This window comes from Algibacter sp. L1A34, assembly GCF_009796805.1.
Classification (GTDB): Bacteria; Bacteroidota; Bacteroidia; order Flavobacteriales; family Flavobacteriaceae; genus Algibacter.
In genome coordinates this window covers 1,044,820-1,060,261 of sequence record NZ_CP047029.1, presented here as the reverse complement: position 1 = coordinate 1,060,261, position 15,442 = coordinate 1,044,820, and the positions used below count along the sequence as shown (strand labels likewise).

Below are 15,442 nucleotides of genomic sequence, written 5' to 3'. Positions count from 1 at the left end.
ATTTTAGGCTTTAACTGTTAGTTTTGAATTAGAAATTTTCATGAGTCTTCCTTTTAAGTCAAAGATTCCTAAAATTTGATCATCATCTTTTTTAGCAATAATATTGTTACCTGGAAGTTCTACTTCGTAGCCTTTTGCTTTTAGATAAAAATATAGACTGTACTTATGAGGGAACGTATAGCTTGCTGCAATTTTAGTAAAATGAGAACAAAGTAGAGCTGGAGCAGTTCGCGCTTTACTGTCTGCTTCTTCTGAAGTTATGGTAACATAAACAGTTAATCCTTTAAAAGTTAATGGAACATAACAACTCTCTTTTAACATGGCAGAAGCAATGGTAGAAAAATAAGCACCTGGGTCTGAGTCTAGTTCTTTTTTTGGATTGGTTAAATCGTCTATTTGATAAGCTTCTCCTATTGCTTTCATACCTAGAGCGGTTTGTAAAAACTTTTCAGGAATACCACTTTGTGTATTGCCCCAAGCCCATAACCAGCTCTTTTCATTTTCAGAATATGTTCCTATAACCTGTATGTCAAAAACTTTATCGTTTCCGTAAGTTAACTTCCCCTCTAGCATATCACAACTCCAGCCTAAACCATCTACCATTTCTCCAAAAATTTCTTGTTTTTCTGCTGAAATAAGAAACGATTGATTGTATAATTCTTGGATATCCATTTTAGGAGTTTCCTTGGCTTCTTCTTTGTTTTTAGATTCAGAAGTTGTGGTTTCTGTTGGTGCTTCAGTAAAGTCTTCTAATTTATCTTCTAATAAAGAAGTGATACGTGCAGCTCTGTCTTTTATCTTATCTGCATTGATAACGGGGCTGTGGTTAATTTTTAAAATGCCATCTTCAAAAGTAATAGCGCGTTCTAAATTATGCTCGTTGTTTTCATTTACAATAATCACGTTTTTTAATCCGGTCTGCAAAAGTTCTACCCCCATACTGTCTATACAAATGGCTTTGAAAGCTTCTATTAATGGTAAAAAGTATATTTTAGGAAACGTATCGTTATATAAATGAGAAAAACGATCTTCCATTAAAGTGTTCCACGAAATATTTAAGGGAACTGTGTAGCCTGCCGCCGTGTTAATCTCAGTTTCTAATGCTGGAAATAAATCGTTTTGAAATGCTTGAATAATTCTTTTTTCTTTAAGTCCCATAATTTTATTTTTTAATGTTTTAAATGAATTTTTATTTTTTATAATACCTGAAGAAGCTTTTCTTCTAAAATATTAGATAGTTTTTCTGGTAAGGCTTTGCTAACAGCCATAGATATTGTTAAGGTTTTTACTTGAATATTTAACTGTAGCTTGTCTGCTTGTTGCAAAACAATGGTATCGATGCCTTGCCAAGCATCTTGCCCTAATGTGTCTTTTGTTATTTGATCTATAGCTCTTTTCAAGGCAGCAAAAATATCTTGAACATTCAATCTGTTATTTAATTGATCTAAAGGAAGGTGGTCTATGTTGAGTTCTTTTATTTGATTTCCGAATAGATTTTTTTCAGTATTTAACCAGCGTTTTAGTTGCAATACAGTAAGCTCTTGATTGGTGGACGATATTTGCCTGCTAATAGAGCCTTTAGATAATTCTACAACCATTTTTTCTGGTTGTTTTATAGTTATGAATGCTATGTTATAGATGTTAAAAAAGGATACTTGTTTACCTTGAGAAAGCATACAAACCGATTTTTGCTGACTGCTATTTTCTTTAATATCTAGAATTATGCCTTCTACATACATTCCATTACTCAATGAAATGGCTATTAATACATCTTCATTTTTTTTTAAAACAGACTGTAAGATTTCCTCTGGCGTTTGGGCAACAAACGCTTTGTAATAACTTGTTTTATTCATGGTATAAAAATGATATTATGAATGTTCTATTAAGTATTTGTAATCTTCTGGTAATTGATCTATTAGATAAAGAGAGATGCCATCTCGTGGTGTTGTTTTGTAATCGTAGTATGCTAAGGTTTCCATTTCAAGGTTTGGATAGGTCATTTTTACCATATACATACCTACACCTTCAGTTATATTTCTGTTTCCTTCAGCTTTTTTTAGTGGCTCGTATTTTTCAAGAGCAATGTAAAATGAGTTTAGTTGCGTTTGGTTTACCCAGATGTTATTCAGAAAAACTGGAGCATCTGGTTTAGAAAATTTTTTTTGTATAATACGATCAATGTTTTCAGCTTTTTTGGATCCAAAATTATTTGTAACAATCGAGTTTGGATAGTATCTAAATGATTTGTTACTATCATTGTAAGTATTCGGTTTTACTATAAGTTGATAAAATCCTTTCTCTTCTGTTTTTGTTTTAAAGTTTACATGAGCCTCACTAGTCCAGGTATTTGGGTAATCCTCTAAAACGTAACGTATTTTTCTCGAAAAGTGTTCAAAGTCTTTTTGAGATGGTTCTGTTTCTAAACTGATGCTAATAGTTTGGTTAAACACATTCACATCCATATCTAGAACATCATCATCCAATGCCTCGTGTAATTCCTTTTTTATTACAATTTCTTCTTCTTGGTAACGTGTTAAAGATTCAATACTTCTGTCTTGGCTGTATTGAGAGGAGATGTATAATGCTTTGTTTTTAGCATTCCATTCAAAGCTTATTACTATATCTGGGTTTTCTTTAAGCTCTAATTCTACCCAAAATAAATCTGGGTTCATGCTAGCTGCGTTAAAGTTTCTTTTAAAAGTTAGAACCTCATACTTGTCTTTATGATGCATTTTTAAATATGCTACAAGTCCTTTTTTAGCTTCCACTCCAGAAACTTTACAACTCGCAAGCGATAAAAACAATCCGATTAAAATAATATAAAAAATAGATCTATACATATCAATAACTATTACTAATTAAATTACACGTTAAACTTTTACTTATAAATTGTTTTCCAACAAATTAACTAACACCTTAGTTCGGTTGTCAATATCATCTGCATTAAGTATCGGGCTGTGGTCTACAGTTAAAACTCCGTTAGAAAATGAATAAGCATTTTTAGGATTGTGATGATCTTTAGTGTTTGTGATGTGTATTTCTTTTAAGCTTTCAGATAAGGCTTCTTTACCCATATCGTCTGTAGTGATAGACTTAAAGGCTTCTATAAGAGGTAAGAAATATATTTTTGGGTAGGAGTCGTTATAAAGGTGTAAAAAGCGGTCTTCGAATAAAGTACTCCATTCAATATTAAAAGCAACATCGAAACTTGCAGCTTCAATTATTTGATCTTTTAATTCTGGAAATTGTTCTTCTTGAAAGGTTCTTGTAAATCTGTTTTCTTTTAATCCCATGATCTTTTTATTTAAAGGTTATTTGTTTATATACCTCAAAACTAAGATTTGAATAGGATGATTTTAAAACCGTTTTACATTCGCCATTTTCTGTTTTGTATTTGCGCTTATAGGGTGTCTAAAAGCTGTTTTAAGTAAGATTTTTTTCGTGTAGCGACTGGTATTCTTTCATCGTTTGTTAAGCAAACGGTATTGTTAGCATTAATCGATTTTATGTATTTTATATTTACTAAATGCGATTGATGTACGCGTACAAAGGTGTGTTCGCTTAAAATATTTTCATAATATTTTAAGTTGCGAGCACTCATTATTTTTTTGTCTACAGTATGAAAAATAGTATAAGCACCATCGGATTGGCAACGAACAATATCTTTTGTTTGAAGAAAATATTGTGCATCTGCAGTTTTAATTAATAATGTTTTTTGAAGTTCCTTATCATTAATTTCCGAAACCTTATCTATCGCATTTTTATAAACTTGTTCCTTTTTAAAAGCAATTCTAAATCTATCAATACATTCCGATAATTCTTCAGAATCTATAGGTTTTAATAAATAATCGATAGTATCGAATTTAATGGCTTTTATAGCAAACTCATCATAGGCCGTTGTGAAAATTATTTTGAAAGCAATACTATCTAGAGCTTCTAGTATTTGAAACGCATTGCCGCCAATAAGTTCAATATCCAAAAAAACAAGATCTGGAGTTTGGCTTTTTAAAAATGTTATAGCGTCTGTAACATTATCTATTTTAGCAATAACCTCAATATCTTTTTGGGTGTATTTAATAAGTTTGTCTAACGTATTTAAAGCATTAAACTCGTCTTCTATTATAACTGCTTTTATCATTAAATTTTTAATTTAAAAAATACTTTAGTACCAATAGGGTTGTTGTCATTATCAAATAAATCTTCGATAATAAAGGTTTTCTCTTCACCCTTTTTTCTCATTTTTAAACGCTCTATAAAAATAGATGTTGCGTGGAGCTCTTCTGTTATTTTTTCTTGCTTTGCTTTTGCAGATCTTCCTATGCCGTTATCTAAAACAACAAATTTCAAGCCTTGTGCTTCTTTTTCTATTTTAAGGATAAGTTTTCCGTCTTCTTTTTTCTCTTTTAAGCCGTATTCTATGGCGTTTTCCACAAAAGGCTGCAATAGCATTGGCGGTACTTTTATTATGGCGCTATCTATCGATTCTGTGATTTCTATAGAATATGTAAATGCATTGTTAAAGCGTAATTGTTGTGTTTCTATATAGTTAGAAATCATGGCGACCTCTTTATCTAGCGTAATAGATTCTTTTTTAACATAGTCGAAGTTCTGCCTAATTAATTTAGAAAACTTCGCTATATAATTCGATGACTTTATTGGGTTTCCTTCTAAAGTTATATTCTGAATAGCAGCTAGTGTATTGAATATAAAATGAGGATTCATTTGTACACGCAGTAAGCTTTGTTCTAGTTTCGAGGCTTTGTTGGCGGCACGTAATTTGGTGTTATATATATAAAAGGCTGTTGCTATAGATAGGAATATAAACAGCATAACCGTACTTATTAAAAGCCATTGATTTCTGGAGTTAATTTCTTTTTGATGATTAATTTCCGTTTCTTTTTGTTTTACTTCATAGTTGACATTAGCAAAATTTAAAAGTCTGTTTTTTCCTAAACGGCTTACGTTTAATTGTAAACTATCCCGAACTATTTGGTTGTTTAAAGCCTTTACATAATCTCCAGACATAATAGATATAGCGATTAGCTTATCTCTAACCTCTATCTCATCTTTTGTGTTGTTATTAGAAACATATATATCTAGTGCTTTATTATAATTAGCTTGAGCGGAATCGTTTTTAGTCATTAATAAAAACAGATTCCCTAAGCCTTTATATGGCGCGGCATTAATCGCTTTTATATTTTTATTTAAAGAAATGGCTCCTCTTAAAAATTTTTCTGCACTTTGGTATTCACCAGCTTCAATATAAGTGTATCCTATGTTATTTAAAATACTAACTAATATTTTTGGGTTTCGTTTAGATTGGCTTAAAGACATTGCTTCCGAGTAACTCGCCAAAGCCTTGTTGTATTCTTTTAATTGCAAATAAACACTAGCTGTGTTGTTTTTAATGGAAATAATAGAAAGCGTATCCGTTCCTTTAGAGTATAAACTATCTGTTGCTTTTATGTAGGATAATGCTTTGTCGTAATCTTTTAATCTAAAATGTAAACTAAATAACTGATTATAGGCTTTACCCTCTATGCGTGTATCTCCAATTAATTGGGCTAAATTCAATGCTTTTAATGCATAAACTTGAGATGTTTCTAAATCCCCCATGTGCAGAGATGCACCACTTAATGTAATTAAGCAACGGCCCTCATTGTATATGTCTTTTAGCTCAATAAATAATTTGTAACACTTTAAATGCACATTAAATGCTTCTTGAAATTTATCGTTTAGATAAAGAGTTTCTCCTTTATTAAACAACAACATGGCGCGCTCCAGAGTTGTTAGGTTTTTATTATTTACGAGTAAACTATCTAATTCTAGAAGTGATTGTTGAGGTTGTGTTTGAGCTAAACTACCTAATGTAACTAGTTTTTTTTCTATCTCGGGACGAATAGTATCTTGCCTTGAACAAGTGAAAAATAACATGAAAAAAGAAATGACAAAACTTAATTGCCACAAGCTTTTGTATTTTGAAATCATAAAAGCAAAACTAGGTATTATTTGGATAAGCTAAAATAAGCAATCATCAATGTTTAATAAAGAAATTTAGAGTTATGTTTTATATCACTGCGGAAGTTTAGGTTTTAATGGAAGTTTTTAAATATTTAAGGTTGCCGATGTTAAAATAAATAAATTGTTTTTTGCAGCAAGGTTAAAAGCTTCGAGTCTATGCTCTAAGCCGGTTTGTAATTTTATGTCTTCAGTAATTTGCCAACCAATTTGGGTGGTTAATCTAATATCTGTTTCTGGTTTTTCTGTTTCACTTAAACTTAATAAACCTTCAAGTGCACTTGTCAAATAAGGTTCTCCAATGTCTAGTGTTTCACCCTTTAAAGGAACGTTTGCCGCAAACCTATAACGTTCTCTAAAAATAGTATTAGCATCTAGTATACGTTGTTCGGCTCTAAATCTATGGCCGTATTTTACGCCAAGTTTTTGCTGCTTATAACTAAATTGCTCAAAGAAGCGTAATTCATTACTACCACTATCAAAAGGGGCTCTAGTTCTATAATAAACACCTAAACTTAAAGTATGGCGTTTATCTAATTTTAATTTTGAAAAATGATAAAAATCTACTTGTTGTTGGTCGTAATGTAAGTGGCTATCTTGGTATAAAAAATAGCGCGATCTTAGTGTGAAATTAATATCATACACCTTCGAAACTTTTTTGTTTACAGCAATTCTAGTTTCGCCTAAAGTATTGAGGTTTTCCTGAGAAACCATTTCAAAGGTTATAAAAATGAAAAATAGAAAGATTAATTTATACTTCCGCATACCTAAAACAATTCACTTCATGATCGTTTACCATTCCTGTAGCTTGCATGTGAGCATAAACTACGGTAGAACCTACAAATTTAAAACCACGTTTTTTTAAGTCTTTACTTAAAGCATCGCTAATTGCTGTGTTTGGTGGTGCGTTTTTATAATGATCTACACTGTTTTTAATAGGTTTTCCTTTAACAAAAGCCCAGATGTATTTGCTGAAACTTCCAAATTCGTCTTGAATTTTTATAAAGGCTTGTGCATTGGTAACTGTAGCTTTTACTTTTAGTTTATTCCGAATAATGCCGGCATCCAAAAGTAAATCGTCCATTTTATCTTGACTGTATTCTGCAATTTTTTTATAGTCGAAATTATCAAAAGCCTTTTTGAAGTTTTCACGTTTCCGTAAAACTGTAATCCAACTTAAACCGGCCTGAAAAGTTTCTAATATTAAGAATTCAAAAATGGTAGCATCATCATAAACGGGAACTCCCCATTCTTCATCGTGATAAGCTTCATATAAAGCATCGCCTTCGCACCAGCCACATCTGTGTTTTGTCATTGTAATTAAGGTTTTAATTTTGCTATTTCTTCTTCTTTTTGCTTTACTTGTATCTGCAAAATTTTAATTGAGCAAGCAAAATATAGAATTACACATAAAGATGGCAAACTATATAGATAAAAGTTTTTAGAAGTTAGATATTTTCAATTAACTGAGAGCGTTGAATACAATAAAACACTGCAAAAAGTAAAATGAAAACAATGTGTAAGGGTCTCAAGATTTTTAACCAATTGAAGATAGTGTAAGTTTAGTAAAAAAAACATGACAAAAGTCATCGTAAATCATAGTACAAGATACTAATTTTGTATTAGTTAAAAGAGAATGTTATGAGCAACGCTATTATAAATTCAGGATTAAAAAACAGTATTAGCTACCAAGCATATAGAGATTTGGTTAAGCAATTAGTAGAAAAAAATGCGAATACGGGTCCAGAACAAAATGCGGATTTAGCTGGTTATACTAAGCTTAACGATAAACGTATGAAGCGTTGGGATAAAACTATTAAAATTTCTGAAGATGATAAAAAGCAAATTGAAGCTTTTAGTCAAAAATCGACTTGGTTAGTAATTACCGAAAGTTGGTGTGGTGACGCAGCTCATGTTTTACCTGCTATTAATAAGATAGCAGAATTAAATGACAATATTGATATGAAAGTAGTGCTTCGTGATGAAAATTTGGAGCTTATAGATGCTTTTTTAACAAACGGAGGTCGTGCTATTCCTAAAGTAATTATGATTGATAATGCTACAGGTAAAGTTTTAAATACCTTTGGGCCAAGACCAAGCGAAGCTACTAATTTGGTTAACAGGTTTAAGGCCGAAAATGGTAGTTTAACTCCAGAATTTAAAGAAGATTTACAGTATTGGTATAATAAGGATAAGGGGCAAAATATTATAAAAGATGTAACTAAAATACTTTCGGAAGTAAGTCCAGTTACATCAGTTTAGCTTTTACCGATAAAATTAAAAGTAATACTTCCAATTTGAGATGCCTTGGAACCATCACTACTAAATTTCGATTTTTTAGCGTATTCCAAGGCATGTTTTATTAAACAATCGTTGGATGAGTTTGAAGACGAGTTAACATAAGCTTCCATAACATTTCCGTTAGAATTAACAGAGATGTTTATAACAACCTTACCATCTACTTCACAAAGATAAACGGGAATAGGAATAAATATTTTTTTTCTATTAGATAACGAGTAACTTATTGTGCTTTTAGAATTATTTCCTTCATCTTTTTGTTTTTTCAATAAATCATTTACTTTATTAAAAGATGATAATTGCTCTTTATTAAGTTTAGAATCTATTGCTTTATATTTCTTAGTGTAAGAATTGTCAGAGTCATCTGAGTTCTCAGAGCTATTTTGGTTTTGTGGGACATAATCCTCTGGTGGAGCGAGGGTTTTATAAGCTTGAGCAAAATGTTTGCTCTTTTGTGTTTCGTTAAATGCCGAATTAGTTTCTGCTTTAGCATTACTAAGCTTTTCTAAGCTTTCCAATATTTTAATTTCTTCAGGGAGTAGTTCTTTTTCAGGCTCTAATTCGTAATAACTTTCAGAAGCTAAATCATATTGTTGTTTAAGCCCAATATTGAATACGGTAAGCACTACGGTTCCAGCAATTAGAAGCGTGATAAGTAGGGCTTTATGTTGATCTGTTAGGTTCAAATCGATGAATTTAGGAGCTTTTAATTAATAAATATACGTAAAAATGATGAACTTAGACTTTTAGCGATGCGATGAAGCCTTCGATAGAGTCTCCATCATTCACATTAAAATCACCAATTTTTGTTCTGCGTAAAACAGATAAGTGGGCTCCAGATTGTAATGCTTTTCCAAAATCGTGTGCCAAAGAGCGAATGTAAGTCCCTTTGCTACAAACTATTCTGAAATCAATATTTAAATCATCAATTTTGGTGATTTCAAATTCTGAAACATTTATTTTTCTCGATTTAATTTCAACTGTTTCGCCGGCACGAGCGTATTCGTATAAGCGTTTTCCATCTTTTTTTAATGCTGAAAAGATAGGTGGAAACTGTTCAATATCACCAATGAATTGTGCAGTAGTGCCATAAATTAAATCTTCTGTAATATGGCTGGTTTCAAAGGTTTCATTTACTTCAGATTCCAAGTCGTAAGATGGCGTTGTGCCTCCTAAAACAAAAGTACCTGTGTATTCTTTTATTTGTCCTTGAAAGGTGTCAATCTGCTTGGTCATTTTTCCGGTACAAATCACCAATAAGCCAGTGGCTAAAGGATCTAAAGTTCCAGCGTGGCCAACTTTTATTTTTTTAATATTGAAAGCCTGGCGAATTTCCCAACGGAGTTTATTAACCACCTGAAAAGAAGTCCATGTTAGTGGCTTATCGATCAATAGAACTTGACCCGCCTGGTAATCGTCGGCTGTTTTCATCTTAATTTAATAAAGAATAAGTAATGGCAATAATTCCAACAATTAGGCAGTAAATAGCAAAGTAGGATAGTTTGCTTTTCTTTACTAAAGAAATCATCCAAGTACAAGCAAACAAACCTGCAATAAAAGCTGCAACAAAACCAATAGAAAGTGCAGTGAAGTTTCCGCTATCGTAAGCTAAATCACCGCTTATAACATCTTTAGCAATTTTACCAAAAATTAAAGGTACAACCATTAAAAAAGAAAAACGTGCTGCTTTTGTTTTATCGTTTCCAAGTAAAACCGACGTAGAAATAGTAGCTCCAGAACGCGAAATACCTGGTAACATGGCAATGGCTTGAGATATACCAATTATAAAAGCATTTTTAAAGGTTACGTTTTTATTGGTGTCCTTGGCTTTATCTGCTAAGTAAAGTAAAATAGCTGTAACAATTAACATGCAACCTACTAATAGAATATTACCGCCAAAAAGAGATTCTAATTGTTCTTCAAAAAATAAACCAACAATTACGGCCGGTATCATAGAAATTGCAATCTTGGAAATAAATTGCAAATCCTCGTTCCATTTAAATTTAAGCGCGCCTTGTATAAGACTCAAAATATCTTTTCTAAAAACCACAATGGTACTCAAAGCTGTTGCAAAGTGAAGTACTACCGTAAAAAGTAAACTTTGTTCTGCTACTTGAGTATCGCCTAAAATGGCTTTTCCTATTTCTAAATGTCCACTTGACGAAACGGGTAGAAATTCGGTAAGTCCTTGAATAATACCCAGTATAATTGCATCTATTATTTCCATGGCGCAAAAATATTAAAATTGGCGTAGTATCGTCATGATAATCTTATAAAAATTTTATACTTTAAAAGTAGAATCTCTAATTTCGGAAAAACAAGGAGGAATTATTAAATATATATGAAAATTATACTAGCGCCAGATAAGTTTAAAAATTCTTTAACAGGTTTAGAGTTTTGCAGTGCTGTTGAAGCAGGAATTAAAACTGTAATGCCAGAAGTGAGTATTGTTAAACTGCCTTTAGCAGACGGCGGAGATGGAACCATAGAAGTGGTTAATTATTATTTAAAAGGTAAGGTAGTTTCCATTGAGGTAAATAATCCTTTCTTTCAACCGGTAATGGCATCTTATTTATATGCTGAAGATTCTAAAACGGCATTTATTGAAATGGCTGAAGCTTCGGGTTTAAAACTTTTAAAGCGTAAAGAATTCGACTGTAAAAATGCAACAACACTTGGTACTGGCGATATGATTGTGGATGCATTAAATAAGGGAGCTAAAACCATTATTTTAGGTATTGGTGGGAGTGCAACCAACGATTGTGGCATTGGTATGGCAACTGCTTTAGGTTATCGTTTTTTAGATAAAAATGAAAAGGAGGTAAAACCCATTGGAGCTAATTTATCGAAAATTAAATCGATTGATGTTACCAATGTACATCCAAATATTAGCGAAGTCAGTTTTAAAGTGGCCTGCGATGTTACCAATCCGTTATACGGAAAATACGGAGCTGCTGAGGTTTACGCTGCTCAAAAAAGTGCAAACACGGACGATATTAAAATGTTAAATGAAGGTTTGAAATCGTTTTCAAAAATTATAGACGCCGTTTTTGGCATCGATGCTCAAAAAACTCAAGGTGCAGGAGCCGCTGGAGGTATGGGGATTGCATCAAAAGTATTTTTAAAAGGCACTTTAGAGCGCGGTATTCAGCTTATTAAGGATTTAGCAAATTTCGATGAACAATTGGATCATGCCGATTGGATTATTACAGGAGAAGGTAAGCTCGATACTCAAACCATGTCTGGGAAAACGATACAAGGCGTGCTATCTTCCGCGAAAGCGAAACAGATAAAAGTGGCTGCGTTTTGTGGTGCTATAGATTTGGAAGGAAAGGATGTAAAAGATTTCGGAATAGAATATGCCGATGCCGTTATGAATTATGCTAAAAATTTAAATGATGCTATGAGGAACTCCAAAAGTTATGTTGAAAAAATGGCTAAAACGTTTGCCGAACATTTACAGCAATCAACTTGATGTTTTAAAATACTTCCATCATTTCGACGATAAGAGAAATCATATCATTCAAAATAAGGAATTAATCAAGAAGTTTTACTTCTTATCCGGATTCAATAAAATAGCATAAACTTGAATACCAAACCCAATAAGAATAAGCATTGGTGCCAAACGGATACGTCTCCAGCTAAATATTTCTGGGTTAAAAACAGCAGGATCGTCGCTACCACCACCAGACATTAAAATAAAACCAAGTGCAATAATAGCTAGACCAATAAACATGAATTTATAGTTTTTTTTACCAAATACAAATGTGGCTTTTACTGCGTCTTTTTGTTTTTTATCTCCCATAGTAATTATATCTCCCTTAATTTTTACTAAAAAGCAAAGTAACTGTTTTTATTTCTTAAATTTTGTTAAGTGTATTTACTTTTTTTTAATCTGGTATGCCATAAGTATCAATAATATAATCTAAATCCTTATCTCCTCTACCACTTAAATTTACTAAAATAGATTGTTTTGGGTTTTTCTTAGCTAGTTTTAAGGCGTATGCAACCGCATGCGAGCTTTCTAAAGCCGGAATAATACCTTCTAAGCGGCTTAATTCAAAAAATGCATCAATACATTCTTTGTCTGTAATAGAATCGTAAGTTACTTTTTCTAAATCTTTTAACATACTGTGTTCTGGTCCAACTCCAGGATAATCTAACCCACTAGCAATAGAGTGCACGGGTGCTGGTTCTCCATTTTCATCTTGTAAAACATAACATTTAAAACCGTGGATAGTACCTGGTTTACCTAAAGTCATTGTTGCTGCGTGTTCGCCCATTTTAAAAGATGTTCCACCAGGTTCAATACCATAAAGTGCACATTCATCATCAAATAAAAATGCAGAAAAAATACCCATAGCATTACTGCCTCCACCAACGCAGGCCACAACGTTATCTGGTAATTCTCCCGTCATTTCAAAAAATTGATCTTTAGCTTCGATACCTACAACACGTTGAAAATCTCTTACCATCATAGGGAATGGGTGTGGCCCAACTACAGAGCCAATACAATATATGGAATTTATAGGGTCTTTTAAATAAGCTTCAAAAGCACTGTCTACAGCTTCTTTTAACGTTTTTAAACCATGAGTAACTGGTATTACGGTGGTGCCTAAAACTTTCATTTTTTGCACATTTGGATATTCTTTAGCTATATCAACTTCACCCATATGGATTTCGCACTCCAAACCAAAATATGCGGCTGCAGTAGCTAATGCCACACCGTGCTGGCCGGCTCCGGTTTCCGCAATTAGCTTTTTCTTGCCCATATGTTTTGCCAGTAAAGCTTCACCCATACAGTGGTTTAATTTATGCGCGCCTGTATGATTTAAATCTTCTCTTTTTAAATAAATCTGACCGCCATATTTTTCAGATAACCTACTGCAATGATAAACAGGTGTTGGTCTGCCTTGAAAATGTTTCCTTATTTGTCGTAGTTCTGTAATAAATTTATGAGATTTACTTATTGAGAAGTAAGCATCATTAATTTTTTTCATTTCTTCTTCTAAATTAGGCGGAATAAATGCGCCTCCGTATGTTCCGAAAAACCCATCTTTATCAGGGTTGTTTTTGAAATAGTTTTTAGACATTGTTATGATTTTTTATAGTAACTAAATATAAGGCTTGTATTTAATAATACAGCTCGTCTGTTTTTAAATTCAAGAAACGTTGTGTCGCAAAATGTGTGCTTATCCATGTTATTAAAATGCCAAGCGCGAAAATAGCACCAAATAAAATAGCTATTAAAATCGGGTTACTTAGTAATTCTAACTCTGCAAAAGTTTTGTTTAAATAATATAAAACAATAGCCATACCTATTAAAGCGAGTATAGCACCAATAATACCTAAACGAACGCTTTTCCAAATAAATGGACGTCTAATAAACCGTTTCGTCGCTCCAACCATTTGCATGGTTTTTATGGTGAATCGTTTAGAATATACTGCCAAACGGATGGAACTATTTATTAATAACACAGCAATAAGCGTGAAGATACCACTGATCACTAAAACCCAAAAACTAATTTTTTTAACGTTATCGTTCATAAGGTTCACCAAGTCGTTATCATAGGTTACTTCTTCTACAAAGTTTTTATTTATAGCTTCCGCTGAAATTTTTTCTAGATGTTCCGATGTTACAAAGTCTGCTTTTAAGTGTACATCAATCGAATTTTGCAATGGATTGTAACCCACAAAATCCATAAAATCTTCACCGTTTTCAGCTTTCATAAATTCGGCAGCCTGTTCTTTAGATACATATTCGGTAGATTTTACATAATCGGCCATAGCCAAACTTTTTTCAAGCTGTTTGGTTTCAACATCTTTAGCCGAATCTTTCAAATAAATTGTAAGAACTACTTGTTCTTTAAAATGATCGGAAACTTTTTTGGCGTTCAGTACCAACATACCTAAAAGTCCTAGTAAAAATAATACTAAAGCAATACTTAAAACCACCGAGAAATACGATGAAATTAGTCTGCGTTTTTGATGTTTTTCAAAAGATGAACTCATAAAAGATGTCGATTAATACTGTAAAAATAATAAAGAATAGTGAATCTTCATTTAAATAAACTGAAACATATTGAAATTGTTGTTATTGGGCTTTAATTTGTACTAAAAATTAAGCTAATTTCTTCGGTGGTTTACTAATAATATAAACGCCAGCTACCACCATAAGGCAACTTAATATTTTTACAAAGTTAATATCTTGTGCATATTCGTCTTTCATTAAAACATAAGCGTAAATAGTTACCATTAAAAAACTAATTACCGGTTGTAAATAAATATAGCTACTGGTAACCGATGGCATAACATGGTTTAATGCAAAAACATTAAGTAAGTAGGCGAAAAAAGTTGTAAAAAGAACCACATATCCAATAACTAAATATGTGTTTGTGCTAAAGGACTCAAAATTAGTATCTATTATAGGTTGATAGGCGAATGGTAAAATAAAAATAAATCCGAATAAAAACATCCAACTAATAATCGTTATGGAATGGTATTTTTTCATTAAAGTTTTAACGATTACTAGATAGAGGCCGTAACTTGAGGCATTTAAAAACACAAGTGAATTACCTAATAAAGAACTTGTTCCCGTAGATTTATTTCCATAGGCGATTAAAAATATAGCGCCTATACCGGCAATTATAATGCCTATAAATTTGTTTTTTGTTAAGCGTTCTTTCAAAATAAAGAAGCTAAAAATAAAAACCATAACAGGAGTAACGGTCATTATTATAGACGCATCTACAGGTGATGTTAAATTAATACCGTGAAAAAAAAACATCATATTAGCAGCAGCTCCAAGTAGACCGCAAAGGCCTAATTGTATAAAATCTTTACGTTCTACTTTTTCTTTTACAAACAAAAATTTTAATGCCCAAAATAGCATCGCGCAGCAAGCCAAACGAATAAAAACAAAAGCGGTTGGTCCAATTTTATGTGGCATAATGCCTTTTGCTATAATATAGTTTGCACCGTAAATAAGGTTGGCGCTAAAAAGTGCAAAATGGGCTTTATAAGTATTAGAATTCAATGTGTTCTATTTTAAAGGACAAAAGTAAAAGGATAATGTTGATATAGCATAGTTTTTGGGTGAATTAACTTATAAAAATAAAAGATTTTT

Annotated in this window: 17 protein-coding genes; 2 read left to right on the top strand and 15 right to left on the bottom strand. The window is 32.2% G+C overall.

What is annotated here, in order from left to right; genetic code table 11:
• Positions 1 to 3 precede the first annotated feature (3 nt).
• The 8 genes from GQR97_RS19660 to GQR97_RS04620 form a co-directional block, all read right to left on the bottom strand.
• Entirely contained in the window at positions 4 to 1,158 is a 1,155-nt protein-coding gene (locus tag GQR97_RS19660; protein WP_199269908.1) for a DUF6882 domain-containing protein, read from the bottom strand.
• 38 nt (positions 1,159 to 1,196) lie between these two features.
• Entirely contained in the window at positions 1,197 to 1,853 is a 657-nt protein-coding gene (locus tag GQR97_RS04650; RefSeq protein WP_158845940.1) for a hypothetical protein, read from the bottom strand.
• Positions 1,854 to 1,868: 15 nt separating this feature from the next.
• Positions 1,869 to 2,840: a hypothetical protein gene (locus GQR97_RS04645; RefSeq protein WP_158845938.1), complete on the bottom strand. Its 972-nt coding sequence runs from the start codon at positions 2,838 to 2,840 to the stop codon at positions 1,869 to 1,871.
• 42 nt (positions 2,841 to 2,882) lie between these two features.
• Positions 2,883 to 3,293 (bottom strand): hypothetical protein, encoded by a 411-nt coding sequence (locus GQR97_RS04640; protein ID WP_158845936.1) that lies wholly within the window; start codon positions 3,291 to 3,293, stop codon positions 2,883 to 2,885.
• A gap of 107 nt (positions 3,294 to 3,400) precedes the next feature.
• Positions 3,401 to 4,138: a LytR/AlgR family response regulator transcription factor gene (locus GQR97_RS04635; RefSeq protein ID WP_158845934.1), complete on the bottom strand. Its 738-nt coding sequence runs from the start codon at positions 4,136 to 4,138 to the stop codon at positions 3,401 to 3,403.
• Complete coding sequence (locus GQR97_RS04630) at positions 4,138 to 5,988, bottom strand: tetratricopeptide repeat protein (RefSeq protein ID WP_158845932.1); 1,851 nt, start codon at positions 5,986 to 5,988, stop codon at positions 4,138 to 4,140. The genes GQR97_RS04635 and GQR97_RS04630 overlap by 1 nt, the downstream gene beginning before the upstream one ends.
• Before the next feature lie 117 nt (positions 5,989 to 6,105).
• The gene (locus GQR97_RS04625; RefSeq protein ID WP_158845930.1) at positions 6,106 to 6,732 is read right to left on the bottom strand and encodes a DUF2490 domain-containing protein; all 627 of its coding nucleotides are present in this window, start codon (positions 6,730 to 6,732) and stop codon (positions 6,106 to 6,108) included.
• 37 nt (positions 6,733 to 6,769) lie between these two features.
• Positions 6,770 to 7,333, bottom strand: a complete 564-nt coding sequence (locus GQR97_RS04620; RefSeq protein WP_158845928.1) for a DNA-3-methyladenine glycosylase I — start codon at positions 7,331 to 7,333, stop codon at positions 6,770 to 6,772.
• 326 nt (positions 7,334 to 7,659) lie between these two features.
• Between GQR97_RS04620 and GQR97_RS04615 the strand changes: the two genes are divergently transcribed.
• Entirely contained in the window at positions 7,660 to 8,280 is a 621-nt protein-coding gene (locus tag GQR97_RS04615; RefSeq protein ID WP_158845926.1) for a thioredoxin family protein, read from the top strand.
• On the opposite strand, the gene GQR97_RS04610 is transcribed toward GQR97_RS04615, so the two are convergent.
• Genes GQR97_RS04610 through GQR97_RS04600 form a run of 3 tightly spaced genes read right to left on the bottom strand, consistent with a single transcriptional unit; the run spans position 8,277 to position 10,543 of the window.
• The gene (locus tag GQR97_RS04610; protein ID WP_158845924.1) at positions 8,277 to 9,002 is read right to left on the bottom strand and encodes a hypothetical protein; all 726 of its coding nucleotides are present in this window, start codon (positions 9,000 to 9,002) and stop codon (positions 8,277 to 8,279) included. The two genes, GQR97_RS04615 and GQR97_RS04610, sit on opposite strands and share 4 nt — an antisense overlap.
• A 52-nt stretch (positions 9,003 to 9,054) precedes the next feature.
• A complete protein-coding gene (gene truB, locus GQR97_RS04605) occupies positions 9,055 to 9,747 on the bottom strand; it encodes a tRNA pseudouridine(55) synthase TruB (RefSeq protein ID WP_158845922.1) in 693 nt (230 codons plus the stop codon).
• Position 9,748: 1 nt separating this feature from the next.
• Positions 9,749 to 10,543, bottom strand: a complete 795-nt coding sequence (locus tag GQR97_RS04600) for an undecaprenyl-diphosphate phosphatase (RefSeq protein ID WP_158845920.1) — start codon at positions 10,541 to 10,543, stop codon at positions 9,749 to 9,751.
• Between the two features lie 114 nt (positions 10,544 to 10,657).
• Between GQR97_RS04600 and GQR97_RS04595 the strand changes: the two genes are divergently transcribed.
• The gene (locus tag GQR97_RS04595) at positions 10,658 to 11,791 is read left to right on the top strand and encodes a glycerate kinase (protein ID WP_158845917.1); all 1,134 of its coding nucleotides are present in this window, start codon (positions 10,658 to 10,660) and stop codon (positions 11,789 to 11,791) included.
• Positions 11,792 to 11,866: 75 nt separating this feature from the next.
• Here GQR97_RS04595 and GQR97_RS04590 read toward each other — a convergent pair whose 3' ends face one another.
• The 4 genes from GQR97_RS04590 to GQR97_RS04575 all read right to left on the bottom strand — a co-directional run bounded on the left by GQR97_RS04590 (position 11,867) and on the right by GQR97_RS04575 (position 15,352).
• Complete coding sequence (locus GQR97_RS04590; RefSeq protein ID WP_158845915.1) at positions 11,867 to 12,121, bottom strand: DUF3098 domain-containing protein; 255 nt, start codon at positions 12,119 to 12,121, stop codon at positions 11,867 to 11,869.
• An 85-nt stretch (positions 12,122 to 12,206) separates the two neighbouring features.
• A complete protein-coding gene (trpB, locus tag GQR97_RS04585; protein WP_158845912.1) occupies positions 12,207 to 13,409 on the bottom strand; it encodes a tryptophan synthase subunit beta in 1,203 nt (400 codons plus the stop codon).
• A 40-nt stretch (positions 13,410 to 13,449) separates the two neighbouring features.
• A complete protein-coding gene (locus GQR97_RS04580) occupies positions 13,450 to 14,328 on the bottom strand; it encodes a cell division protein FtsX (RefSeq protein ID WP_158845909.1) in 879 nt (292 codons plus the stop codon).
• A gap of 109 nt (positions 14,329 to 14,437) precedes the next feature.
• The gene (locus tag GQR97_RS04575; protein WP_158845906.1) at positions 14,438 to 15,352 is read right to left on the bottom strand and encodes a DMT family transporter; all 915 of its coding nucleotides are present in this window, start codon (positions 15,350 to 15,352) and stop codon (positions 14,438 to 14,440) included.
• Positions 15,353 to 15,442 lie beyond the last annotated feature (90 nt).